Source organism: Psychrobium sp. 1_MG-2023, assembly GCF_030689115.1.
Classification (GTDB): Bacteria; Pseudomonadota; Gammaproteobacteria; order Enterobacterales; family Psychrobiaceae; genus Psychrobium.
In genome coordinates, this window is sequence record NZ_JAUYVJ010000003.1 from 1 (window position 1) to 25,232 (window position 25,232).

Consider the following 25,232-nt stretch of genomic DNA (forward strand, 5'->3'; position numbering starts at 1 on the left):
CCAGTCTTTTCTTTAAGTGCAACACCGATGTCAGCTAGTGAACGTACAGTCTTAACGCCTGCAGCTTCTAGAGCAGCGAATTTCTCATCAGCAGTACCTTTACCGCCAGCGATGATTGCGCCAGCGTGACCCATACGCTTACCTTCTGGTGCAGTAACACCAGCAATGTAAGAGACAACAGGTTTAGTAACGTTTGCTTTGATGTACTCAGCCGCTTCTTCTTCAGCAGTACCACCAATTTCACCAATCATTACGATTGCTTCAGTTTGGTCGTCGTTTTGGAACATTTCTAAAACGTCGATGAAGTTAGTACCTGGGATTGGGTCACCACCGATACCTACACAAGTAGATTGACCGAAGCCAGCATCAGTTGTTTGCTTAACTGCTTCATAAGTAAGCGTACCAGAACGAGATACGATACCTACTTTACCAGGTAAGTGAATGTGACCAGGCATGATACCAATCTTAGTTTCGCCAGGAGTGATAACACCTGGACAGTTAGGACCAATCATACGAACGCCAGTTTGCTCAAGCTTAACTTTAACGTCAACCATGTCTAAAGTTGGGATACCTTCAGTGATAGTTACGATAAGCTCGATGCCAGCATCGATTGCTTCTAAGATAGCATCTTTACAGAAAGGAGCTGGTACGTAGATAACTGTAGCTGTTGCGCCAGTTGCTTCTACAGCTTCACGAACTGTGTTAAATACTGGAAGACCTAGGTGAGTTTGACCACCCTTGCCTGGGCTTACGCCACCAACCATTTGAGTTCCGTACTCAAGCGCTTGCTCTGAGTGGAAAGTACCTTGACCACCAGTGAAACCTTGACAGATTACTTTGGTATCTTTGTTAATTAATACAGACATTATTTGCCCTCCGCAGCAGCAACAACTTTAAGTGCTGCGTCAGTTAGTGATTCAGCAGCGATTACAGCAACATCAGAGTTTTTCAATACTTCACGACCCGCTTCAGCATTTGTACCTTCAAGACGTACAACAACAGGAACTTCAACGCCAACTTCTTTAACTGCGCCGATGATACCTTCAGCAATCATGTCACAACGTACGATACCGCCAAAGATGTTAACTAGAACAGCTTTAACGTTGTCGTCAGATAGGATGATTTTGAATGCTTCAGAAACACGTTCTTTAGTCGCGCCGCCGCCAACATCTAGGAAGTTAGCTGGCTTGCCACCGTGTAGGTTTACGATATCCATCGTACCCATTGCTAGGCCAGCACCGTTAACCATACAACCAACGTTACCGTCTAATGCAACGTAGTTTAGTTCCCATTGTGCAGCGTGAGCTTCACGCTCGTCTTCTTGTGAAGGATCGTGCATTTCACGGATTTTTGGTTGACGGTAAAGTGCGTTACCATCTATACCGATCTTGCCGTCTAGACAGTGAAGGTTACCTTCGTCTGTGATTACTAGCGGGTTGATTTCTAATAGAGCGAAATCATGATCGTTAAACATGTTAGCTAGACCCATGAAGATCTTAACGAACTGTTTCATTTGAGTAGGGTTTAAACCTAATTTGAAACCTAACTCACGTGCTTGGTAAGCTTGTGGGCCTACTAGTGGATCGATTTCTGCTTTGTGAATTAACTCAGGAGTCTCTTCAGCAACAGTTTCGATTTCAACACCACCTTCAGTAGATGCCATGAATACCACTTTACGTGTACCACGGTCTACAACAGCGCCAAGGTATAACTCGTTAGCGATGTCTGTACAGCTTTCTACTAAAATTTTAGCAACTGGCTGACCATTTTCATCTGTTTGATAAGTAACTAAGTTTTTGCCTAACCAGTGTTGTGCAAAGTCTTTGATTTCTTCTTTTGTTTTTACTAGCTTAACACCGCCAGCTTTACCACGGCCACCGGCGTGTACTTGAGTTTTAACAACCCACATATCTCCGCCGATCTTGTCAGCAGCTTCAGCAGCTTCTTGAGGGGTATCACATGCGAACCCTTCAGATACTGGTAAACCATATTCTGCGAATAATTGTTTCGCTTGATACTCATGCAAATTCATGATGATTTTCCGTCACGTTAGTTAAAATACAGTTGTCGTTCTACGTTTAGCGACAACCAAATAGCACCTATAACAAGGGCCAATTTTAATGCTTTTCAATCGGCATGCTGCCTTTGCAGCATGCCAAAATGTCTATGGCTTGAGATTATACATCAAGTAGTAGACGAGTTGGATCTTCTAATAACTCTTTAATTGTTACTAGGAAGCCAACAGAACCTTTACCATCAACGATACGGTGATCGTATGATAAGGCTAGATACATCATCGGTAAGATTTCTACTTTACCGTCAACAGCCATTGGGCGATCTTGGATTTTGTGCATTCCTAAGATAGCGCTTTGTGGTAAGTTGATGATTGGTGTAGAGATAAGTGAACCGAATACGCCACCGTTGGTTACTGTGAAGTTACCGCCAGTCATTTCGTCGACGCTTAGTTTACCATCACGGCCTTTAATAGCCAATTCACGAATTTTCTTTTCGATGTCTGCCATGCTCATTTGGTCAGTATCACGTAATACTGGTGTTACCAGACCGCGTGGTGTAGAAACCGCAATGCTCACATCGAAGAAGTTGTGATAAACGATATCATCACCGTCGATAGACGCGTTGATTTCTGGGAAGCGTTTTAATGCTTCAGTTACCGCTTTCACGTAGAAAGACATAAAGCCTAGACGACAACCATGACGCTCTTCAAATACATCTTTGTATTGCTTACGTAAATCCATGATTGGCTTCATGTTGATTTCGTTGAACGTCGTTAGCATTGCTGTTTCGTTTGTTGCTTGTAGCAGACGGTTAGCAATAGTTTTACGTAAACGAGTCATTGGAACACGTTTTTGATCACGTGCACCTAATGCAGGAGCCGCAGCAACTGGAGCCGCAGCGCCAGCACTTTGAATGTGCTTTTCAACATCTTCTTTAGTTAAACGACCACCAACACCAGTACCTTTGATGTTATCGCTGTTTAAGTTATGCTCTGAAAGTAGGCGACGAACTGATGGGCTTAACGCATCAGAAGATTCTTCTTCAGCTGGAGCAGCTTCAGCAGCAGGTGCCGGAGCAGCTTCTTCTTTAGAAACTTCTTGGCCTGCAACTGCACCTTCTTTGATGATTGCAATGACTTGCTCACCAAGAACCGTTGCGCCTTCTTCTTCACGGATTTCAACAATCACACCATCAACTGGCGAAGGAACTTCTAAAACCACTTTATCAGTTTCAATGTCAACTAGGTTCTCATCACGAGAAACACTTTGACCAACACTTACGTGCCATGTAGCAACACCAGCGTCAGCAACTGACTCTGGTAATACAGGAACTTTAATTTCGACACTCATCGACTTTTCCCTTAATAATTTATTTAATCGTCAACGCAGCGTTTACTAACGCTTCTTGTTGTTGTTTGTGCATTGCTGGGTAACCACAAGCAGGTGCAGCAGACGCTTCACGGCCAGCATAGGTCAGCGAAGCACCATTTGGAATTGCATTCCAGAAATGGTGTTGTGAACAGTACCAAGCGCCTTGGTTTTGCGGCTCTTCTTGACACCATACAAAATCAGTTACATGAGCATATTGTGCTAATAAGTTAGTCACTTCTTCATGCGGGAATGGGTATAACTGCTCAATACGAATAATCGCAATATCATCTTGTCCGCTGTCGCGACGTTGTTGTAATAGCTCGTAATAAACTTTACCGCTACAAAATACAACACGTTTCACTTTGCTTGAGTCGATGTCATCTATTTCACCGATTACGTTTTGGAATGTACCGCTCGCTAATTCTTCTAGCGATGATGTACATAACGGATGACGTAACAATGATTTAGGTGTCATTACCACTAACGGACGACGCATAGGACGAACCACTTGGCGACGCAGCATGTGATAAATTTGCGCAGGCGTCGATGGTATAACAACTTGCATATTGTGATCAGCACACAGCTGTAAGAAACGCTCTAAACGAGCAGATGAATGCTCTGGGCCTTGCCCTTCATAACCATGTGGTAACAACATAGTTAAGCCACATAAACGGCCCCACTTTTGCTCACCAGATGAAATGAACTGATCGAAAACAACTTGGGCACAGTTAGCGAAATCACCAAACTGAGCTTCCCAAATGTTTAGACCCGCAGGCTCTGCTGTTGTATAACCATATTCGAATGCAACGACTGAGTTTTCAGATAACACAGAATCAAACAGACGGAACTTACCTTGTTCTTCAGATAAATTCTTCAATGGCACGTAAGTACTAGCATCTTCTTGGTTATGTAGCACAGCGTGACGATGGAAGAAGGTTCCACGTCCACTATCTTGACCGATAATACGAACATTCGCACCCTCATCAAGAATCGTTGCATAAGCTAGATTTTCAGCGAAACCCCAATCAACAGGTTTTTCACCATTGGCCATCGTGACACGATCGTTATAGATTTTAGCAACACGTGAATGCAATTTATGTGCTTCTGGGAATTCACACATTTTGTGACCCAACGCTTTCACTGTTTCCAGCGGCAGTGTTGCATCATAGCTAATATCCCAATCATGACCGATATAAGGAGACCAATCAGTTGAGTGTAATGTCATTGGACGCCACTCATCAACCACACAGTCACCATGATCTAAGCGGTCACGGTAATCATTGATCATACTTGATAAGTCAGCTTGCTCTAAAACATTCGCACTGAGTAACTTATCAGCATAAATCTTACGTGGGGTTGGATGACGTTTGATTTTTTGATACATCAACGGTTGAGTCGCATTCGGCTCGTCCGCTTCGTTATGACCATGACGGCGATAACATACTAAATCAATTACAACATCACGTTTAAATTTGTTTCGATAATCAACGGCAATACGAGAAACAAAAGCAACGGCTTCTGGATCATCACCATTCACGTGGAAAATCGGTGCCTGTACCATCTTAGCGATATCAGTACAGTACATGGTAGAACGTGTATCTTCTGGGTTGTTTGTTGTAAAACCAACTTGGTTATTTACAACGATACGAATTGTACCACCAACCTTAAATGCACGTGCTTGAGACATATTAAATGTTTCTTGCACAACGCCTTGACCCGCAATTGCACTATCACCATGAATAGTGATTGGCATAACTAAGCCACCATCTTTACAGTTAAGACGGTCTTGACGTGCACGAACAGAACCAATAACCACTGGATTTACGATTTCCAGATGAGACGGGTTAAAGGCCATTGCTACGTGAAGCGCACCACTTGGCGTTTCAAAGTCTGATGAGAAACCTTGGTGGTATTTAACATCACCCGAACCATGAACTTCATCATGATTACCAGCAAACTCATCAAATAATTCTGACGGTTTTTTACCGAGCAGATTGACTAATACATTAAGTCGACCACGATGCGCCATCCCTAAAACGATTTCTTTCGAACCGTGTTCACCTGCGCGATAAAGTACTTCGCGAAGCATAGGAATTAACGCACCACCACCTTCCAATGAAAAGCGTTTTGCACCAGGGAATTTTGCACCAATGTATTTTTCAATACCTTCAGCAGCAGTTAATCCTGATAATAAACGTAGTTTTTCATCTTTAGAGTAAGACGGTGAACTTTGAGCTGACTCAAGTTGCTGCTGAATCCAACGCTTCTCTTCTGTATCAGTGATGTGCATATATTCTGCACCAACACTACCACAGTAAGTCTTTTCTAAAGCAGCATGTAAGTCTTTAAGCTTAAGAGATTCTTTGCCTACAGCAAAAGAACCGACATTAAACTCAGTCTCCATGTCGTCTTTATCTAAAGTGTGAAAAGCTGGATTTAACTCCGCCACTTTCTCACGCTGCCATAACCCTAATGGATCTAGGTTAGCGTGTTGATGACCGCGAAAGCGGTAGGCGTTGATCATTTGCAGTACTTTTACTTGCTTAGAAGCAGTCTGCGGGTCTATCTCGCTGGCACCGCCACCACGTAATTCTTTGGCAGCTCGGCGAAAATAATCGCGGATTTTTGTATGATTCACTTCTTCAGCTGCATCGCTTTCTGCGCGTGGTAACTGTTCAAATACAGCTCTCCACTCATCAGAAACTAATGTCGCATCTTCAAGGTATGCTTCATACAAGTCTTCTATATAGCCAGCATTAGCACCTGCTAGGTGTGATGATTCTAACCACGCCTTCATTATGCCTTCATGCATTTTTTGCCCTTTTTAAATTAGCCAAACGCTACAATAAATCTAGTCACAATGCTTTAAAACACAAAACCCAATCGAGAATTGTTATCATTAAAGCCAAATTTAATCAAAAATTTTAAATGTTCCTAACGTAAAAATAGCCAACCCTCCAATGAGAGTATGGCTATTTAGATTCTTATTTTTTTATTAACCCTAGGTCAAGGTCCATATTAAACAGCTCTGTTTAACAACATAGACTTGATGTGACCAATGGCTTTTGTTGGATTTAATCCTTTCGGACAAACGCTAACACAGTTCATGATTCCGTGACAACGGAATACACTAAATGCGTCATCCAACTCGCTTAAACGCTCATCAGTCGCTGTATCACGGCTATCGATTAAGAATCGGTAAGCGTGTAACAGACCAGATGGGCCAATAAACTTATCTGGATTCCACCAGAATGATGGACAAGCCGTTGAACAACATGCACATAAAATACATTCGTATAAACCATCTAACTTGTCACGTTCTTCAATTGACTGTAGATGCTCACGTGCTGGTTGCTCTTTACCATCGTTAATTAGGTAAGGCTTAATCTTTTCGTACTGCGTGTAGAACTGGCTCATATCGATGATTAAGTCACGAATTACCGGTAGACCAGGTAATGGACGTAATACGATTTTTTCACCTTGTAAGTGAGATAACGGAGTAATACATGCAAGGCCATTTTTACCATTCATGTTTACGCCATCACTACCACATACACCTTCACGACATGAACGACGGAATGATAATGTTGGATCTTGTTCTTTTAACAAGATAAGTGCATCAAGAACCATGATATCAGAGCCATCTTCTAACTCTAACGTATAATCCTTCATGTACGGCTTCGCATCAACATCAGGATTGTAGCGATAAATTGAGAATACTTTTTTCATCACTCTCTCCTTAGTATGTACGAGCTTTAGGTGGGAATGCTTCACGTGTCTTAGGCGAGAAGTTAACTTCACGCTTAGTCATCGTTCCAGACTCTGGGTGATAAACACTGTGGCATAGCCAGTTGTCATCATCACGCTCAGGGAAATCTTCACGAGAGTGAGCTCCACGAGATTCTTCACGGAAGTTAGCAGCCATTGCAGTTGCGTAAGCTGTTTCCATTAAGTTATCTAATTCTAAACATTCGATACGTTGCGTGTTGAACTCAGCAGAGTTATCAGACAGCTTAGCGTTTTGTAGACGCTCACGAATCTTCTTAAGCTCAGCTAGGCCTTCAGCCATCGCTTTACCTTCACGGAATACAGAGAAGTTAAGCTGCATACAAAGCTGCATATCTTTCTTGATTTGTACAGGGTCTTCGCCGTCTTTGTTATTTTCCCAACGGTTCAGACGCGCTAGTGCTGCATCAATGTCTGCTTCAGAAGCATCTTTGTGTGATAAATCGTTATTTAGGTATTCACCTAAGTATTTACCAGCAGAACGACCAAATACCACTAAATCAAGTAGTGAGTTACCACCTAAGCGGTTTGCGCCATGTACAGATACACAAGCAATTTCACCAACAGCGAATAAACCTTCAACAATTTTGTCTTCACCGTCTTCACCACGTGTTAACGCTTGACCGTGAATGTTAGCCATAACACCACCCATCATGTAGTGACATGTTGGTAATACTGGAATCGGCGCATCAGCTGGATCAGTGTGAGCAAAAGTACGAGATAAGTCACAAACACCTGGAAGGCGTGACTCAAGCGTTTCTTTTCCTAAGTGATCAAGTTTTAATAAACAGTGTGGACCTAAAGGACCATCTAAACCACGACCTTCACGGATTTCATTCATCATCGAACGAGCAACAACGTCACGAGATGCTAAATCTTTTGCGTTAGGTGCGTAACGTTCCATGAAACGTTCACCGTCTTTGTTCAGTAGGTAACCACCCTCACCACGACAACCTTCAGTCACTAGAACACCAGCGCCTGCGATACCTGTCGGGTGGAATTGCCACATTTCCATATCCTGCATTGAACAACCCGCACGGATTGCCATACCAACGCCGTCACCAGTATTGATGTGAGCATTCGTTGTTGATGCATAGATACGACCCGCACCACCAGTAGCTAATACTGTTGCACGAGATTTGAAGTAAACAACTTCACCAGTTTCAATGTTCATTGCAGTACAACCAACAACTGTACCTTCGTCATTTTTAACGAGGTCTAGGGCATACCATTCACTGAATACATTGGTTTTGTTTTTAACGTTCTGTTGGTAAAGCAGGTGTAATAACGCGTGACCAGTACGGTCAGCTGCGGCCGCAGTACGTGCTGCTTGCTCGCCACCAAACTCTTTTGATTGACCACCAAAAGGACGTTGATAAATTTTGCCGTTTTCAAAGCGAGAGAAAGGTAAACCCATGTTCTCTAGTTCGATAATAGCTTCAGGACCCGCTTCACACATATATTCGATAGCGTCTTGGTCACCGATAAAATCAGAACCTTTAACAGTATCGTACATGTGCCAGTGCCAGTTATCTTCATGGCTGTTACCTAGAGCAACGGTGATACCACCTTGCGCAGATACGGTATGTGAACGAGTAGGAAAAACTTTTGAGATCAATGCACAAGTTTTACCTTCTTGTGAGATCTGTAATGCAGCACGCATACCAGCACCACCGGCACCAATTACTACTGCATCAAATTCTAAAACAGGAATACTCACCTTAGACTCTCCATAGAATAACTAGGCCAGCGATAACGTAGCTGAATGCTGCTGCGTTTAATGCCAACTGAAGAATGAAACGAAGACCTACAGGTTTTACGTAGTCTGTTAACACCTGCCACATACCAATCCACACGTGAGCTAGTAATGACAATAAGGTGATAATAGTAAATACCTGCATACCTAGATTTGAAAATAAAGATTTCCAAGAAAGGTAATTAACATCGTTTGTTAGGAAAAAGCCTAATAAGAAAATAGCGTATAATGCTAGATTAATACCGGCTACACGGATGATAATGAAATCATGAACGCCACTGCGTCCTAATGTTGCTGCATTATTTACCATACCCAAACTCCTGCTAAAAACGATAGTACACCAGATGCAATCATTGTAAATTTCGCTGATGCTGTCGCTTGGTCTAATTCTTCGCCGTATCCCATGTCCATGACAATATGACGCACACCTACTACAAGGTGATAGGCCAATGCCGTTAGGATTCCCCAGAAAATGAACTTAGCCAGAAAACTACCCATTAACTCCTGTACATTTGCAAAACCAACAGGTCCTGATAATGATTCAGCCAGGAACCACATTAAAATACCCGTTGCGACGAACATGATGACGCCACTAATACGGTGTAAGATAGATGCGATTGCAGTTAATGGAAAGCTAACGGTCTGTAAGTCTAGATTTACAGGTCTTTGCTTTTTCACGATTGTGCTCACTTAGCTCTACTTATTGAAGCCCATTATTGTTATAAAAGAGGAAGCCTCTCGGACTTCGACAAGAAAAAATTCAATTATTAACACCCGTTAATAATCTATCCTCCTCTCCTTTGGATCTTATCGGATTGTGTCAAATCTTAACTCCCCAATAAATCCGACAAAAGTATACTGGGACTCATGCACAAATACAATTAACCTAGTGGTCTAAATAACCTAAAAGTTATTGTTATTTGTCAGTCTTTTTATAGACTTTTTAAACACTCAATATAGACAAAATTGACTGAATGTATTAGCCCGAACACGCGAAGCACAATAATTAAGCATAAGATGTGCATTAAAACAGCATTATTCGGTTAAAACGGCCATTTAAATTGACAAGTTATGCAATTATTAGGTTAAATACGGGCAATTATTTATCTATGCTGAATAAATTGTGCATAGAAGTAATATAAAACTTTAAAAATAAAAGAGGAGCAAATCGTATGACACAGCGTCACGCCACCCTACAGGTTGACGGCCAGGACCTGATTGAACTACCAATCAGCTCAGGTACCGCTGGACACGATGTAATCGATATCAGCAAGCTTGGCGGAACAGGACATTTCACTTTCGATCCTGGTTTCATGGCTACAGCATCTTGTGAGTCTGAAATCACTTACATCGATGGTGCGAAAGGCATCTTATTACACCGCGGCTACCCAATCGACCAATTAGCGAAAAACGCTGATTACTTAGAAGTTTGTTACATTCTATTATACGGTGAAGCCCCTACTAAAACTCAATACGAAGAATTTGTACACATCGTTAAAAACCACACCATGGTTCACGATCAGTTAGTACACTTCTTCAAAGGCTTCCGTCGCGATGCTCACCCAATGGCAATCCTGTGTGGTGTTGTTGGTGCGTTATCGTCGTTCTACCATGATGCAATGGATGTAGCTAACCCACGTCACCGTGAAATCGCTGCATTCCGTTTAATCTCTAAGATGCCTACTTTGGCAGCTATGAGCTACAAATACAGCATCGGTCAACCATTTGTTTACCCACGCAATGACCTAAACTACGCTGAAAACTTCTTACATATGATGTTCTCTGTACCTACAGAAGAATACAAAGTAAGCCCAACTCTTTCACGTGCAATGGACCGTATCTTCACGCTTCACGCAGATCACGAGCAAAATGCTTCTACGTCAACTGTACGTTTAGCGGGTTCATCAGGTGCTAACCCATTCGCTTGTATCGCTGCGGGTATCGCGTCTCTTTGGGGCCCTGCTCACGGTGGTGCTAACGAAGCATGTCTAAACATGTTAGAAGAAATCGGTAGTGTTGATCGCATCGAAGAGTATGTTGCTAAAGCAAAAGACAAAGAAGACCCATTCCGCCTAATGGGCTTTGGTCACCGTGTTTACAAAAACCACGATCCACGTGCTACAGTAATGCGTGAAACGTGTCACGAAGTACTAGACGAATTAAACGTTAAAGATCCGCTGTTAGACGTAGCAATGGAACTTGAGCGCATCGCACTAGAAGACCCATACTTTGTTGAGAAGAAATTATACCCTAATGTAGATTTCTACTCAGGTATCATCATGAAAGCAATGGGAATCCCTACTTCAATGTTCACGGTAATCTTCGCATTATCACGTACAGTTGGTTGGGTATCTCACTGGAACGAAATGTTAAGCCAACCAGGACACAAAATTGGTCGTCCTCGTCAGCTTTACACTGGTGAAGCAGCACGTGACTTTACGCCACACGAAAAATAATTCCATACATTAGTTGTTACAACTAAATATGTATAGAAACTAAAAGCCCGCTGAAAGTTTTCAGCGGGCTTTTTTTATTATTTATTATTTATTATTTATTATTTATTATTTAATTGGTTAAACTAAAAAGTAACCTAAACCAACAGATAAATAACACTACCGTACCAACGGCATAACTGACTACTCGCCACAAAACATTATTGACCGTGATATGTATCAGAGAATGAATATAACGACTTGCGACAAATAGCCAACTCGCGACAACATAGAACATATCGATTTCATTCGTCACGATACAAAACAGTACAAATAGGATGAACAATAATGGCAACTGCATGAGGTTATTAAAGTTATTTCCTGGGGTGACATAATATTCATCGACATTAGTCATCTGCATGGTTCTAAAGACTTTAACAGGCACAGCTTTACGCTTCGCTCCTCTCACTCTTCTCGTAACGGTAAGTAGCAGCACTAGTAATATTAAGCACAATAACGCTATCACTGGATAGATTAATGCATCCATTGCATACACTGTTTGACTTGATTTCATCCTATTTCCTCTCCCTCTTAAATACTAATACAAATATTAATGATTGAATCAATAGCCAAGGTAAAACAATCACCTGACTTGCGATTGATAAATCATTAGATAGGCTTAGGTAGCCGATTGCCATTAGGTTCACTATTAGCAAAGTAATCCCAGTTAATTCCTTAATATGTCCCATGTTCTTTCCCCTTTTTACTGTCCTCACCTTGAACGGTCACTATTGTACTCCGACACCAACTGAGATAAAGTGGCAAAAATGACACATTAAGTGCCTTAAGTGACAACATAAGGAGACATATGAAAACAGTCGCGATTATTATTTTTGACCATTGCATGGCCTCAAGCATTACAGGCCCGATGGATCTCTTTAATATATGCAATTCAGTGCACCGTTATTACAGTGCCACAGATACATTTAACTTATTTAATGTGGAGTTAGTTTCTGTGTCTGATCAAGATGTAATTAGCTCATCAGGATTAACCTTTAGCCCTACCCTAGCACTATCGTCATTGCATCGTGCCGACATTATTTTAATTGGTGGTTATCATGATGATAAGGATTTAAGTTTAAAACATCACCACACTCAATTAAGCCAATTTATTCCAGTGCTAAAAGAAGCTTTTACTAGTGATACGTTGATTTGTACTTTTTGTACTGGGAGCTTTTTTCTTGCACAAGCTGGACTACTCGACGGAATGAAGTGCACGACAAGTTGGTGGCTAAGCGACATTTTCAAACAGCGTTTTCCTCAAGTAGACTTAATTATGGATCAATTAGTCGTTAAAAATGACAACATTTGGACAACTGGGGCCACCACCGCCTATACAACGCTCTGTATGGAGCTCATTGAGCGTTATACCAATCACCAAATTACTGCTCAGCTATCACGGATCATGTTAGTTGACCAGAACCGCTCATCTCAGCTTCCATATATGAGCCTACAGCATACGCTGAGACACAAGGACAAAGAGATAGCCGATTGTCAGCATTGGCTGACAAGACACTTAAACAGGCCCCTTAGCGTGGAAGATATGGCCAATTACTGCGGATTAAGTATTAGAACCTTTATTCGCCGCTTTAAAAGTGCTGTTAAAGTAACTCCAGCGAGTTATTTACAACGCTTACGGATAGATAAAGCAAAGCAACTATTAGAAAACACTAACCAGAGCTTAGAGCAAATAACTACACAAGTCGGATATGATGATATTAGTGCATTTAGACGTGCATTTACAAAACAGGTCAGCTTATCACCTCAAGCATACCGCCGTAGTTTTAGTACTGCTGAATATTTTTAAGCAGGGATTCCGGCTAAAAACATGCCGCAAAGACGCCTTTGGCAATACCGCATATCGTCGTCCTGAAAGTGTTTTTTCAGGATCTCGTTTTATGATTAACTCACAGATGCCAGCTAAAAGATACCGCAAAGACGCCTTTGGCAATACCACATATCGTCGTCCTAAAAGTGTTTTTTCAGGATCTCGCTTTATGATTAACACATAGATGCCAACTACAAGGTGGCGCTAAGACGCCTTTAGCAATACCACATATCGTCGTCCTGAAAGTGTTTTTATTCAGGGTCTCGCTTTATGATTAACATATAGATGCCAGCTAAAAGGTGGCGCTAAGATGCCTTTAGTAATACTACATTTCGTCGTCCTGAAAGTGTGTTATTCAGGATCTTGCTTTATGATTAACTCACAGATGCCAGCTAAAAGGTGGCGCTAAGAAGCCTTTAGTAATACCACTTATCGTCGTCCTAAAAGTGTGTTATTCAGGAGCTCGCTTTATGATTAACTCACAGATGCCAACTAAGAGATACCGCAAAGACGCCTTTTGTAATACCACTTATCGTCGTCCTGAAAGTGTTTAATTCAGGATCTCGTTTTATGATTAACATATAGATGCCAGCTACAAGGTGGCGCTAAGACGCCTTTAGCAATACCACATATCGTCATCCTGAAAGTGTTTTATTCAGGATCTCGCTTTATGATTAACTCACAGATGCCAGCTAAGAGATACCGCAAAGAAGCCTTTAGTAATACCACATATCGTCGTCCTGAAAGTGTTTTTATTCAGGATCTCGCTTTATGATTAACTCACAGATGCCAGCTAAAAGATACCGCAAAGAAGCCTTTAGTAATACCACATATCGTCGTCCTGAAAGTGTTTTATTCAGGATCTCGTTTTATGATTAACATTTAGGCTACGGTTATAAATAGGCAGGGCTGACACCGTCGGGCTTTGCACAATGACGGTTGTTTAAAAAACAAAAAGCCCCGCTAGGTTACCTAGCGGGGCTTTTAAAAAGTTAATTGCAATCTAAGTTAGATTACTTCTTAGCTTTTTCTGCTTTAACGTCAGCAATTACTTGGTCTGCAACGTTTTGCGGACAAGGCATGTAGTGTGAGAACTCCATAGAGAACTGACCACGGCCTGAAGTCATTGTACGTAGTGAACCGATGTAACCGAACATTTCAGATAGAGGAACGTCACCTTTGATGCGAACGCCAGTTGCGCCAGCCATTTGGTCTTTGATCATACCACGACGACGGTTTAAGTCACCGATAACATCACCAACGTGATCATCTGGAGTGAATACGTCAACGTGCATGATTGGTTCGATTAACTGTGCGCCAGCTTTTGGAATCGATTGACGGAATGCGCCTTTTGCTGCGATTTCAAATGCTACTGCAGATGAATCAACTGCGTGGAATGCACCATCGTATAATTCAACTTCAACGTCTAATACTGGGAAGCCAGCTAGAACACCTTCGTCCATCATTGAGGCAAAACCTTTCTCAACAGCAGGGAAGAATTCTTTAGGTACGTTACCACCAACAACAGAAGAGTTGAATACGAAACCTGTACCCGGCTCACCTGGCTTGATGCGGTAATCGATTTTACCGAACTGACCAGAACCACCAGATTGTTTCTTATGCGTGTAAGAATCTTCGATTGGCTGCGTGATAGTTTCACGGTAAGCAACTTGTGGTTGACCAACTTCTAGCTCAACACCGTATGTACGACGTAGGATATCTACTTTGATATCTAAGTGAAGCTCACCCATACCAGATAGGATTGTTTCACCTGAATCTTCGTCAGTTTCAACACGGAATGTTGGATCTTCAGCAACCATTTTACCGATAGCGATACCCATTTTCTCAGTAGAACCTTTATCTTTAGGCTTAACAGAGATAGAGATTACTGGCTCAGGGAATACCATTGCTTCTAAGATGATAGGATCTTTAGGATCACATAATGTGTGACCTGTTTGAACGTTTGACTTCATACCAACGATAGCGATGATATCACCCGCTTGTGCGCTAGTTAATTCGTTACGATCATCAGCTTGCATTTCACACATACGACCAATACGCTCAGTTTTACCTGTAGCAGCATTAAGAATCGTATCACCTTTCTTAAGAGTACCTGAGTAGATACGAACGAAAGTTAGAGCACCGAAACGGTCATCAGAGATTTTAAATGCTAACGCTTTGAAAGTTTCTTCTGGAGAAACTAGTGCAAAGTTACCCGTTGCTTCACCTTCTTCATCAGTTAACGGTTGTGGGTCAACTTCAGTAGGGCTTGGTAAGTAATCAACAACAGCGTCAAGTACTAATTGAACACCTTTGTTTTTAAATGCTGAACCACAGTACGTAGGGAAGAAGTCCATTGTACGAGTACCTTTACGAATACAACGTTTGATGTCTTCGATAGAAGGCTCTTCACCTTCCATGTACGCTTCCATTAGGTCATCGTCTTGCTCAACAGCAGTTTCGATTAACAGTTCACGGTATTCTTCAACTTTGTCAACCATGTCTGCAGGAACATCTTGGATTTCGTAGTTTTCTGGAAGACCAGAATCATCCCAAACCCATGCTTTACGAGTTAGAAGATCAACAACACCAACGAACTCATCTTCAGTACCGATTGGAAGAACCATTACTAGTGGGTTAGCAGCTAGTACGTCTTGTGTTTGCTTAACAACACGGTAGAAATCAGCACCTAAACGGTCTAATTTGTTTACGAAGATAAGACGTGCTACTTCAGATTCGTTAGCGTAACGCCAGTTAGTTTCTGATTGTGGCTCAACACCACCAGAACCACAGAATACACCAACACCACCGTCTAGTACTTTAAGAGAACGGTATACTTCAACTGTGAAGTCAACGTGTCCTGGAGTATCGATTACGTTGAAACGATGATCTTTCCAGAAACAAGTAACAGCAGCAGACTGGATAGTAATACCGCGCTCAGCTTCCTGTTCCATGAAGTCAGTTGTTGACTCACCGTCATGTACTTCACCAGTTTTGTGAATTTGACCGGTAAGCTTCAAGATACGTTCAGTTGTTGTTGTTTTACCAGCATCAACGTGAGCGAAGATACCAATATTTCTGTATTTTGATAAATCTGCCATTGTTTTACTCTATTAAAGTTTTATTCAAAAATTTATGAGGAACGACGGTATACCAAGGGCTTAGCGCCGTTTTCGTCCTGTCATTCCCATAGGGGTTCTTTTAGTGACGCGACATTATAAGGGAATGTCGCATGGATGGGAACTGCTAGTCCAAAAAAAACAATAGAAGAGGAAAGGGAACGGAAAATTAGTGCGTTAAATCACTTATTTTCCGTTGTAATATTAGGCAGCTGATAATTGATTTTCAATTATTGCAAGAATATCGTCCGTTTTGTGTAGAGTTCGTACTTGGCTAAATAACGCTTTTGCCTCTGGGTATTGACGACGCAGGTAGTTTAACCATTGCTTGATTCTGTTGGCGTAATATTTCCCTTTGTCACCATCAATCTCAAAGTGAGAGTATTTGGCTAACAATGCGAGTAACTGCTGATAGTCCATCGGTTCCTGTTGACCTTTAATAACAGCGGCCAAATTAGGCATAGCCAATGCACCTCGGCCAATCATTAAATCATCACAGCCAGTAACCGCTTGGCAATTGAGTGCATCTTGACGGCTCCAAATCTCACCATTGGCAATAATTTTAATCGCTTGCTTTGCTTGAATAGGCGTAATCGCAGGCCATTTAATTGCATCACTCTTATAGCCGTCCACTTTTGTGCGGGCATGAATGGTTAATTCACTTACCCCCGCTTGTACTATCGCATCACTAATTTCATGAACGGCGATAGGGTCATCCCAACCTAAACGTATTTTCACTGAAAAGATATGATCACTTGCGATGTTTTCACGCATTGTTTTAGTTAGATGATAGATACGCTCAGGCTCTTTAAGTAACACCGCACCGCCACGATGCTTATTGACGGTTTTACTCGGACAACCTAAGTTTAAGTCAATCCCATGACTGCCTAGTTCGATAGCACGATTTGCATTCTCACTGAGTAAATCTGGGCACTGTCCTAACAACTGCAAGCGTACGGGCACACCTGCCGGCGTATAACCGTTGTTATGCAGTTCAGGGCACAGTTTGTAAAAACTACGTTCCGGCATTAGCGCATCAGAGATACGTAAAAACTCGGTGATACATAAATCAAATCCCCCAAGCTCGGTTAACATATCGCGAACAAGGTGGTCAATGACCCCCTCTAGCGGTGCTAAAGTTAATCTCATTGTTTAATTAGCCTGCCGTGCCTGTTTAGTCTGTTGAACCCAGTCGTTAATCTTATTCTCAAGAATAGCTAAGGGTAATGCACCATCTAACAACACTTGGTTATGGAACTGCTTAATGTCAAACTGTTCACCTAATTGTTCCTGAGCGTATTGGCGCAGTTGCATAATTTTAAGCTGGCCTATTTTATAAGAGAGCGCTTGACCAGGTAGTGCCATGTAGCGTTCGACTTCAGAAACAACATCTGATTTTGCCATCGCAGAATTATCTAACATGTATTGTATTGCTTGGGCACGGCTCCAGCCCTTGGCATGTAAACCCGTATCAACAACTAGACGCATAGCGCGCAGCATTTCATCGGCTAACTTACCAAAAAGTTGGTACGGGTCGTCAAATAAGCCCATCTCAATCCCTAACTGCTCAGAATATAATGCCCATCCCTCGATGAAAGCCGTTTGCATTCCAAAGCGTTGAAACTTTGGGAGTCCCTCTAGCTCTTGTTGTATCGAAATTTGGAAATGGTGTCCAGGAGCTGCCTCATGTAAAGACAAAGTCATCATCCCCCACTTAGGCTGAGCTTTAAGGTTATAGGTATTAACATAAAACGTTCCTGGACGACTGCCATCAGGATTGCCCGGGCTATATGATGCGCCTGCTGCACTTTGCTCGCGAAATGCTTCAACGGCTTTAACTACGTAAGGTGTTTTGGGTGTCACATCAAAATACTGAGGCAACACGGCATCAATACGTTCCTTATATAGATTGTAACCTTCTATCAGCTGCTGTTTTTCACTGAAGAAAAATTGAGGTTCACTACTTAAATGTTCAAAGAATTCTTTAAGATCACCATCAAACTGAACTTGCTGACGCACTTTATCCATCTCGGTTAAAATACGTTTTACTTCTGATAGCCCTAACTGATGAATATCTTCGACTGGCATGTCAGTCGTTGTATGGCCATTAGCCAAAAACTGATACCAAGGCAAACCGCTTGGCAAGGAAGAGTAACCCGCAGTTGCGCGAGTGTGAGGCAAGTATTCTTCCTCAATAAACTGATAAAGATCTTGGTAAGCTGGGATAAGTTGAGTATTAATGAATGTTTGATATTGTTTTGTAATCTCAGCTTTATCTTCCGCACTAAATGATTCGGGCATATTGTTAATCGGTTGATAGAAGGTGCTCTGAGTCACGTCATCAACAATCTGTGCTTCAAGCTGTGGTAAGATACGGTTAACTAACACCCGAGGCAACACAACCTTACTATTTGCGCCTTGGCTTAGACGCGCTTTTGCACTATCAAACCAAGCAAGATAACCGGTTAAACGGCGCAAAAACTGTTGATAGTTTTCGACACTTTCAAATGGCTGTGCCCCTTGGCCTGAACCAAGTTGGGCCATCGTACTCATTAATGAAGAAAACTGAGTAAAAGGAATAAAACGCCCAGGAAATGATTCTTCATCGAGCGCTCGCTCTAGTTCACGTTGCAAAATGTCATAACTAATCTTTCGCTCTGCACTCAATTTATCACGCTCAATACTGTTTAGGTATGCCGTATACTTCACATTTAGATTGTGTGTTTTCTTTAAAAAGTCATCGCTAAGGTTATCAACAAATAAATCGTTATAACGGTAATCACCGCTATATACAGCAGCCATTGGATAAAGTTGCAATTGCTCTTCAAATAGTTGGTCTGCAAGCGTAGTAAAGTTAACATTTTCATCAGTCGATGTTTTAACCATTTCTTTTACTTGGTGCTTTTGCACTGCTTTAAAGCCATCATCACAGCCCATCAAAGCCAGTGGAAATAAGAGGCTTACTAATAATTTTTTGTTCATAACAGTGCTCACATCGAATTGAAAATAGAATGGCAAAAAAAAGCCCCGCTCTAGGCGGGGCTTTAGTATAACAGAGTGTTATAAGAAAGTGGCTTAACGATAAGCTACTTTTTTACGCTTCGCTGTATCTTTGATGTAGTTAATCCAAATCTTAGCATTTTTAGCTACAGACTTTGATTTGCCTTGAGAGGCTTGAACCATCTTCGCATAAGCAGACTTGTACTGTTTATTGTAGAAGTGTGCTTGTGCCATCGTAAATAATGCATTATCTGGCTGTCTTAAACTCTCATCTTTCAATGCTAATTTAAGCGCTTTGATTGCACCTTTATGATCTTCTAGTTCAAAGGCTAACAGACCTTGCTTGTAGTATAACTCACCATTTTGAGCAATTGCTGCTGCTTCACCATAGTATTTAATCGCTTTTTTGATATCTTTAGCTTGATGCCAAGAACCAGCAACGACTTTTAGCATTTTTTCATCACGGTCGATTTCACCGGATTTAATATGCTTCTCTAATACTTTGGCTGCGCGATGTGGAATGTTATTATTAGCATATAATTGAGCTAACACACGAATTTGACTACCTTTGGTTAAATAACCATTAATGTAGGCAATGTGCATTGTCGCAAGGGCCTTTTCATATTGCTCATTAAGCATATAAAACTGACCTAATTGACCCCAGAATTTTGGCTCTTCAGGGAACGTTTCAACTAATGTTTCTAATACACCAATCGCTTTAGCAGGCTGTTTAAGCTCATAATAAGCACCCAATTTCAGTAAGTAAGGGTTTTTATTCGGTTCTTTGTATAAAGCAATCGCTTTATCGGCAGGACCAATAGTCTTAGCATACTGTTTTAATTGAGTATAAGCGTTACCAATTCGTACCCAAATTGCAGGATCTTGTTTTCCAGTAAACTCCATCCACATCTTGTAATACTTGATGGCGCCATTGAACTCTTTTTCTTGCAATTGTAAATCGGCAACAGTACGAATAGCACTAGCATGCTCATTTGTACTTAAGATATCGGCTTCTACAGAGGCTTTTAAATACTTAATCGCCTCCTTACCTTTACCTTGCTTACCAGCATACATACTACCTAAGAACTTATTAATATACGCTTTGTCGTATGGTTTTTTCGGCTTTAACTCTAACGCAAGTTTGATCGCTTCATCAATTTGATCCGAAGAATACAAATCATAGATGGTGCCAACTTTTTTACCTACACGCTCAGAAAGCGTGTAAGTCTTACGTTTTTTTTCAGCAGCTTCCACTACTGACGTTGTTGTTAAAGCAGAAAAGCCAATAACAGTGCTCAATAGAACCGCAGCGAATTTATTTGAGTGTTTCATCATCTATTTCCCCTGTTTGTCTAAAGAGAAGTCTAAGCGTACAGTTTGGTTAAGCATTTTTTCTGCTTTACCATCAACCATCTTAGGCTTGTATTTCCAGCGTTTCAGTGCGCGACGTGCTTCTTTATCGAATAAGCGTTTAGGCTGAGCTTCGATAACTTTCACATCTTCAACACCACCAATCTCATTGATAGTAAAGCTTAGTACTACGTACCCTTCTTTACCATCACGCGCCGCTTTAATCGGGTAACGTGGTTCAATTCGAACGATAGGCGTTGCATCACCGTCTTGCGCCATACCAGCACCTGGGCCGTCCATTGACGACGATACACCACCAACATCAACACCTTGTAAGTCAAAAGACATACCCGTGTCGGCATCGTTAGTGTCCGGCTGAACTTCCGCAGGTGGTGGCGGCTGATCAGGCGGCGGTGGTGGTTTAGGTTTAAATCTAGCTTTTTGCTGCGTTTTACTTTCCTGCTTTTCTGGATTTATAACCAATGGTGGTGTTTTCTCAGACTTCTGAAGTCTTTCACCACCAAAGCTTACCAAAAAGGCCATAAATGCGAATAATGCGAAAGTAACAACGGCACCAAGTATTAAGGCGACCAATGCTCTTATCATATTATTCTTCCTCAGCTGCAACCATAAGTTTATCGATACCTGCCGCTTTAACCTGATCCATTACTTTAACAACAACACCATGTTTAGTGTCGATGTCAGCTTGGATCATAACAGCAGCTTCAGGTGCCTCCGCAAGCATACGCTCAACGTTCGCACGAACACGTTTAATATCAACAACGCGTTTTTCCATGTGAACTCGGCCTGCACCATCAATTGCAATAAAGATATTGGCAGATTTTTTCTTACTCGCTTGTTGAGCTTTAGGCTTATTAACATCAAAACCAGACTCTTTTACAAACGAAGTTGTTACGATAAAGAAGATCAGCATGATGAATACGATGTCAAGCATCGGGGTCATGTCTACTTCAGCTTCTTCATCTTCATGAAATCGTCTACGTGCCATAAATAATTCTCTCTCTAATGATGTGGCATACTGTCAACTAGTGTCTCTTTAGCAACTTTTAGCTGTCCAGCTAAACGTGCACTAAAGAATACGCCAGAAAGTGCGGCAACCATACCAGCCATAGTAGGCATTGTAGCCATCGAGATACCACCAGCCATTAAACGGGCGTTAGAGGTACCAACAGTAGCCATGACTTCAAATACGCTAATCATACCGGTTACAGTACCTAACAACCCGATCATAGGACAGATTGCTACTAGCGTTTTGATGATAATCATCCGCTGTGTTAATTTTTCATTGGCTTGGGAAATCCAGGCCTCACGGATCCGCTGTGCATACCAAGAAGTTGTATCTTCTCGGGCATGCCAAGCTTCAATAATACGCTTGCGCTCTTTTGGAAATACGACTCGTAAGTACATATAACGCTCAAGCATCAAGCTCCACATTAGGAACAATGTAATTGCTACTAGCAATAATACATCGCCACCCGTGGCCATGAAGTCCCTGATAGATTCCCAAAGGCCCATCAGGTAATAAATCATTACTTAGACTCCTTCTCGGCGTGCTCAGCGATAAGACCAGCGCTTTGCTCTTCAAGAACGTGTAGAAGTGATTTAGAACGACCAGAAACAACAGCATGTACAAGCATTAGAGGTAATGCAGCTACTAGACCTAGAACCGTAGTTACAAGTGCAGTAGAGATACCGCCAGCCATCATTTTAGGGTCACCAGTACCGAATAAAGTAATCGCTTGGAACGTACCAATCATACCTGTAACTGTACCTAATAGACCTAACATCGGTGCAATTGCAGCAAGTACTTTAATGATTGAGATACCACGTTCTAGACGAGGAACTTCTTTCAGGATTGCTTCATCAAGCTTAAGTTCTAATGTTTCAACATCAGTACCTTTAGCTGAATGGTAAACTTTAAGGATACGACCTAGTGGGTTATCAGTAGGAGTATTAGGGTTCTTAAGCTGTGCACGAACTTTACCGCTTAATAGCGTTAGAGTAACGATACGCTCAAGAGCAATTAATAGACCTAAGATTAATACTGCTGTGATGATGTAACCAACAGTCTCACCTTGGTGGTATTTCTCTTCAAGTGTTGCTTGACCAGTAAGTAGGCTTAATAGACCACCACGGCTAGGGTCAACGTAAAGAGCTGTGTAACCAGAAGAAGCAGATAGGTAAGGAGCAATTGAGCTTACGTTACGTGCGTCAGGTTGACGAGCAAGCTCAGCAACACCGTCATCACGGTAAACTAGGTACTTATCACTATCTAATAAGTTGAATGAACCAACACGCGTTACAGTACGCTCTGAAGTTTGACCTTCAACGCTTGATACTTGTGTAGTAAAAGTAGAGATTTTAGCAGATTCAGTCATTTCTGTTTGAAGTGCGAACCATAAGTTCTCTAATTCTTTTAAGCTTGGTAAACCTTTAAGTGCACCAATTGCTGCTAACTCTTCAGCACGACCTGGGAATTCAGCAGAAATGATAGATGCAGCAACGATACCAGTAGCATCACCAGCAACACCACGTACAACACCGAATGCTTCTTTTAAATCGCCTTGTGCAGCGTCTAGGTCAGCTTCAAGTTGTGACATGCGGCGCTCGTTTGCAGCATGCTTTTCAAGAAGCATTTTACCACGTGCTTTTTCAGCTTCACGTTGAGCTTTCGCTTTACGTAATAACGCTTGCTTGTCAGCACGCTCTGAACGGAATTCAGCTTCACGCTTCTTATCAATGCGAGCTTCAGAAACACGTTCTTGCTTAATTTTTTCTAACAGTTGGCTTAAAGTAGCAGAAGAGTCTGCCGCTTGTGCGAAAGTCGCTGTCATTGCAATTGAAGCAATAGCTAAACCTTTAAATAACTTTTTCATTATTTAGCGCTCCCTACAGCTGGTACCGGAAGTTTAATTAGATCTGGAGATTTATCTTTACGAACGATATCGATAGAGTTACGAATTGGACGACGCCATTCTTCACCTAACTCATCCCAACCTTTAGCTTCTTTGTTCCAAACCCAAGAGCGTTTTGAATCAAGTGTTTGAGCAACTAGTGTTACACGACCAACTTGAAGAACATCAACGGTTAACTCAACACCACCAATACTTTCTTTTCCTTGATATACCTGAGAAGTACGACCTGAATCCATTTCGATTTGGTATGCTTCTAATACTTTACGGTATTTTTCAGCAGTCGAAACGTTTGAATCAACCATCATTTCCTTAAGGAAAGCGATACGGTCAGCACGTTCTTTCTTCTCAAATGGTAGATCAAGTGAAACGAACTCTTCAATTGTATCAATCATTTTGAACATTAGTGGCACAAGACCTTGACGAGTCTTATCAATGCTATCGATGTCAGCTTGAACACCAGCGATTTTAGCTTCTTGGTCAGCAACCAATGTAGCTACGTAATCATTGTATGAACGTAAGTTGTCAGTATCATCGATAACTTGGCGGTAATCAAAAACTAAGTTTTGCGCCTGATCGTACAGTTTGTTCACTTTTTCTTGTGACTTCTCTGCAGCCTTTTGAATGGCAGTATCTGCAGCCTGAAGCTTCTTAACTTCAGTATTGGCAGATGCCGTGAAAGTTGTTGTTAGAGCAACGGCTCCCGCTATTGCCATAGCGATTTTATTTTTTTTACTTAACTTGGACATAGTTCCTAACCAAATTTATTGTGGAAACTGCTGAAGTGACTGCTCATAAATCTTACAAATGATTAGCGCACTCACAGAACGTCTTTCGATTTAATATTTATATTAATTGTATTTTGCACCACAAAAGAGAGGCAAAATCGATATCATCATTTCACACATAGCGAAATGCTGTCAACATAAAAACAGTTCGTAAACAGCAAGATCAGCACCCAAACAAACCATTGAAACAAAAGAGATTAAACACTCTGTTAACATTACATTTACACGTTAGATACATCCTTTGTAAGTCAAAAACTGGCTTTTGTAACAAAATATTTTGTGGTTATAGGTATTCTTATAAAATAGCTTTTTTCTTCATCCTAAAGTTTGAGCGACATTATATGTCTTAACCTGAGTATTTTCGGGTTAATTAAGAATAGTAGAATTGACACCAAAAGCCCTACATTTAAGGGCTCAAAGGTATTAACACATTAACTAGAGTAATATTATTTCTTCGCCATATTCATCAATGCAATGACTTTTTATTGGAGCCCAACAGCCTGATTGTTTATTTATCGGACATTTCAAACACATGATTCACACCCACCTGCTTTGTTAACATTTTGTAACACTGGCAAATATTGTTTTTTCTCTAGTAAAATCAGTAAAAAATCACACTTTACACTTAAAAAACATAAAGATAGATTCACAATACCCCGCATATAACAAAATAGAATAACCTTATTACAATAATTAAATCTTCTGTATCTAAAGTATTCAAACAAAGGTAACTTTAATTTTTCAACAAAATCATCCGGATTTAGCTATTCATTAATAGATTAAACCCCACGTCG

Annotated in this window: 20 protein-coding genes; 2 read left to right on the forward strand and 18 right to left on the reverse strand. The window is 41.4% G+C overall.

All coding sequences use genetic code 11. From position 1 onward, the window contains the following. The 8 genes from sucD to sdhC all read right to left on the reverse strand — a co-directional run. On the reverse strand, nucleotides 1-866 hold an 866-nt coding region (sucD, locus tag Q8W26_RS02045), incomplete at its 3' end, for a succinate--CoA ligase subunit alpha (protein WP_305472066.1). Further along, the gene (gene sucC / locus Q8W26_RS02050; RefSeq protein ID WP_101214624.1) at nucleotides 866-2,032 is read right to left on the reverse strand and encodes an ADP-forming succinate--CoA ligase subunit beta; all 1,167 of its coding nucleotides are present in this window, start codon (nucleotides 2,030-2,032) and stop codon (nucleotides 866-868) included. The genes sucD and sucC, both read right to left, overlap by 1 nt. A gap of 145 nt (nucleotides 2,033-2,177) precedes the next feature. Then, a complete protein-coding gene (gene odhB, locus Q8W26_RS02055; RefSeq protein WP_305472069.1) occupies nucleotides 2,178-3,365 on the reverse strand; it encodes a 2-oxoglutarate dehydrogenase complex dihydrolipoyllysine-residue succinyltransferase in 1,188 nt (395 codons plus the stop codon). A gap of 19 nt (nucleotides 3,366-3,384) precedes the next feature. After that, nucleotides 3,385-6,198: a 2-oxoglutarate dehydrogenase E1 component gene (sucA, locus tag Q8W26_RS02060; RefSeq protein WP_101214622.1), complete on the reverse strand. Its 2,814-nt coding sequence runs from the start codon at nucleotides 6,196-6,198 to the stop codon at nucleotides 3,385-3,387. A 206-nt stretch (nucleotides 6,199-6,404) separates the two neighbouring features. Continuing rightward, a complete protein-coding gene (locus Q8W26_RS02065; RefSeq protein WP_101214621.1) occupies nucleotides 6,405-7,115 on the reverse strand; it encodes a succinate dehydrogenase iron-sulfur subunit in 711 nt (236 codons plus the stop codon). A 10-nt stretch (nucleotides 7,116-7,125) separates the two neighbouring features. Beyond that, nucleotides 7,126-8,892 carry a succinate dehydrogenase flavoprotein subunit gene (sdhA, locus tag Q8W26_RS02070; protein ID WP_101214620.1) on the reverse strand — a complete coding sequence of 589 codons (1,767 nt, stop codon included), beginning with the start codon at nucleotides 8,890-8,892 and terminating at the stop codon, nucleotides 7,126-7,128. 1 nt (nucleotide 8,893) lies between these two features. Then, entirely contained in the window at nucleotides 8,894-9,238 is a 345-nt protein-coding gene (sdhD, locus tag Q8W26_RS02075; protein ID WP_101214619.1) for a succinate dehydrogenase, hydrophobic membrane anchor protein, read from the reverse strand. Then, complete coding sequence (gene sdhC / locus Q8W26_RS02080) at nucleotides 9,232-9,618, reverse strand: succinate dehydrogenase cytochrome b556 subunit (protein ID WP_101214618.1); 387 nt, start codon at nucleotides 9,616-9,618, stop codon at nucleotides 9,232-9,234. Before sdhC ends, sdhD begins: the two co-directional genes overlap by 7 nt. A 482-nt stretch (nucleotides 9,619-10,100) precedes the next feature. Here sdhC and gltA point away from each other — a divergent pair, with 482 nt between their 5' ends. Next, nucleotides 10,101-11,384: a citrate synthase gene (gene gltA / locus Q8W26_RS02085; protein WP_101214617.1), complete on the forward strand. Its 1,284-nt coding sequence runs from the start codon at nucleotides 10,101-10,103 to the stop codon at nucleotides 11,382-11,384. Between the two features lie 109 nt (nucleotides 11,385-11,493). Here the strand turns inward: gltA and Q8W26_RS02090 are convergent, their stop codons facing one another. Continuing rightward, nucleotides 11,494-11,934: an MAPEG family protein gene (locus Q8W26_RS02090; RefSeq protein ID WP_305472075.1), complete on the reverse strand. Its 441-nt coding sequence runs from the start codon at nucleotides 11,932-11,934 to the stop codon at nucleotides 11,494-11,496. 294 nt (nucleotides 11,935-12,228) lie between these two features. On the opposite strand from Q8W26_RS02090, the gene Q8W26_RS02095 reads away from it, so the two are divergent. Further along, nucleotides 12,229-13,227 (forward strand): GlxA family transcriptional regulator, encoded by a 999-nt coding sequence (locus tag Q8W26_RS02095; RefSeq protein WP_305472077.1) that lies wholly within the window; start codon nucleotides 12,229-12,231, stop codon nucleotides 13,225-13,227. Nucleotides 13,228-14,261: 1,034 nt separating this feature from the next. On the opposite strand, the gene fusA is transcribed toward Q8W26_RS02095, so the two are convergent. The 9 genes from fusA to Q8W26_RS02140 form a co-directional block, all read right to left on the reverse strand. Further along, nucleotides 14,262-16,349, reverse strand: coding sequence for an elongation factor G (fusA, locus tag Q8W26_RS02100; protein WP_101214614.1), 2,088 nt, complete (start codon nucleotides 16,347-16,349; stop codon nucleotides 14,262-14,264). Nucleotides 16,350-16,571: 222 nt separating this feature from the next. Beyond that, nucleotides 16,572-17,516: a tRNA dihydrouridine(16) synthase DusC gene (gene dusC / locus Q8W26_RS02105; protein WP_305472080.1), complete on the reverse strand. Its 945-nt coding sequence runs from the start codon at nucleotides 17,514-17,516 to the stop codon at nucleotides 16,572-16,574. Nucleotides 17,517-17,519: 3 nt separating this feature from the next. Then, nucleotides 17,520-19,349 (reverse strand): DUF885 family protein, encoded by a 1,830-nt coding sequence (locus Q8W26_RS02110; protein WP_305472082.1) that lies wholly within the window; start codon nucleotides 19,347-19,349, stop codon nucleotides 17,520-17,522. 93 nt (nucleotides 19,350-19,442) lie between these two features. After that, nucleotides 19,443-20,702, reverse strand: a complete 1,260-nt coding sequence (locus Q8W26_RS02115; protein ID WP_101214611.1) for a lipopolysaccharide assembly protein LapB — start codon at nucleotides 20,700-20,702, stop codon at nucleotides 19,443-19,445. Further along, complete coding sequence (locus Q8W26_RS02120; RefSeq protein ID WP_305472085.1) at nucleotides 20,703-21,323, reverse strand: energy transducer TonB; 621 nt, start codon at nucleotides 21,321-21,323, stop codon at nucleotides 20,703-20,705. Between the two features lies 1 nt (nucleotide 21,324). Then, nucleotides 21,325-21,726: a biopolymer transporter ExbD gene (locus Q8W26_RS02125; RefSeq protein WP_101214609.1), complete on the reverse strand. Its 402-nt coding sequence runs from the start codon at nucleotides 21,724-21,726 to the stop codon at nucleotides 21,325-21,327. A gap of 14 nt (nucleotides 21,727-21,740) precedes the next feature. Next, entirely contained in the window at nucleotides 21,741-22,268 is a 528-nt protein-coding gene (locus tag Q8W26_RS02130) for a MotA/TolQ/ExbB proton channel family protein (protein ID WP_370694251.1), read from the reverse strand. Continuing rightward, the gene (locus Q8W26_RS02135) at nucleotides 22,268-23,614 is read right to left on the reverse strand and encodes a MotA/TolQ/ExbB proton channel family protein (RefSeq protein ID WP_305472087.1); all 1,347 of its coding nucleotides are present in this window, start codon (nucleotides 23,612-23,614) and stop codon (nucleotides 22,268-22,270) included. Before Q8W26_RS02135 ends, Q8W26_RS02130 begins: the two co-directional genes overlap by 1 nt. After that, a complete protein-coding gene (locus tag Q8W26_RS02140; RefSeq protein ID WP_101214607.1) occupies nucleotides 23,614-24,399 on the reverse strand; it encodes a DUF3450 domain-containing protein in 786 nt (261 codons plus the stop codon). Before Q8W26_RS02140 ends, Q8W26_RS02135 begins: the two co-directional genes overlap by 1 nt. Nucleotides 24,400-25,232: the final 833 nt, after the last annotated feature.

Excerpts from the sequence above, each read along its gene's own strand:
- sucC (WP_101214624.1), bottom strand. The coding sequence starts at position 2,032 with ATGAATTTGCATGAGTATCAAGCGAAACAATTATTCGCAGAATATGGT.
- odhB (WP_305472069.1), bottom strand. The coding sequence starts at position 3,365 with ATGAGTGTCGAAATTAAAGTTCCTGTATTACCAGAGTCAGTTGCTGAC.
- sucA (WP_101214622.1), bottom strand. The coding sequence starts at position 6,198 with ATGCATGAAGGCATAATGAAGGCGTGGTTAGAATCATCACACCTAGCA.
- Q8W26_RS02065 (WP_101214621.1), bottom strand. The coding sequence starts at position 7,115 with ATGAAAAAAGTATTCTCAATTTATCGCTACAATCCTGATGTTGATGCG.
- sdhD (WP_101214619.1), bottom strand. The coding sequence starts at position 9,238 with ATGGTAAATAATGCAGCAACATTAGGACGCAGTGGCGTTCATGATTTC.
- gltA (WP_101214617.1), top strand. The coding sequence starts at position 10,101 with ATGACACAGCGTCACGCCACCCTACAGGTTGACGGCCAGGACCTGATT.
- Q8W26_RS02090 (WP_305472075.1), bottom strand. The coding sequence starts at position 11,934 with ATGAAATCAAGTCAAACAGTGTATGCAATGGATGCATTAATCTATCCA.
- Q8W26_RS02095 (WP_305472077.1), top strand. The coding sequence starts at position 12,229 with ATGAAAACAGTCGCGATTATTATTTTTGACCATTGCATGGCCTCAAGC.
- fusA (WP_101214614.1), bottom strand. The coding sequence starts at position 16,349 with ATGGCAGATTTATCAAAATACAGAAATATTGGTATCTTCGCTCACGTT.
- dusC (WP_305472080.1), bottom strand. The coding sequence starts at position 17,516 with ATGAGATTAACTTTAGCACCGCTAGAGGGGGTCATTGACCACCTTGTT.
- Q8W26_RS02110 (WP_305472082.1), bottom strand. The coding sequence starts at position 19,349 with ATGAACAAAAAATTATTAGTAAGCCTCTTATTTCCACTGGCTTTGATG.
- Q8W26_RS02115 (WP_101214611.1), bottom strand. The coding sequence starts at position 20,702 with ATGATGAAACACTCAAATAAATTCGCTGCGGTTCTATTGAGCACTGTT.
- Q8W26_RS02120 (WP_305472085.1), bottom strand. The coding sequence starts at position 21,323 with ATGATAAGAGCATTGGTCGCCTTAATACTTGGTGCCGTTGTTACTTTC.
- Q8W26_RS02125 (WP_101214609.1), bottom strand. The coding sequence starts at position 21,726 with ATGGCACGTAGACGATTTCATGAAGATGAAGAAGCTGAAGTAGACATG.
- Q8W26_RS02130 (WP_370694251.1), bottom strand. The coding sequence starts at position 22,268 with ATGATTTATTACCTGATGGGCCTTTGGGAATCTATCAGGGACTTCATG.
- Q8W26_RS02135 (WP_305472087.1), bottom strand. The coding sequence starts at position 23,614 with ATGAAAAAGTTATTTAAAGGTTTAGCTATTGCTTCAATTGCAATGACA.
- Q8W26_RS02140 (WP_101214607.1), bottom strand. The coding sequence starts at position 24,399 with ATGTCCAAGTTAAGTAAAAAAAATAAAATCGCTATGGCAATAGCGGGA.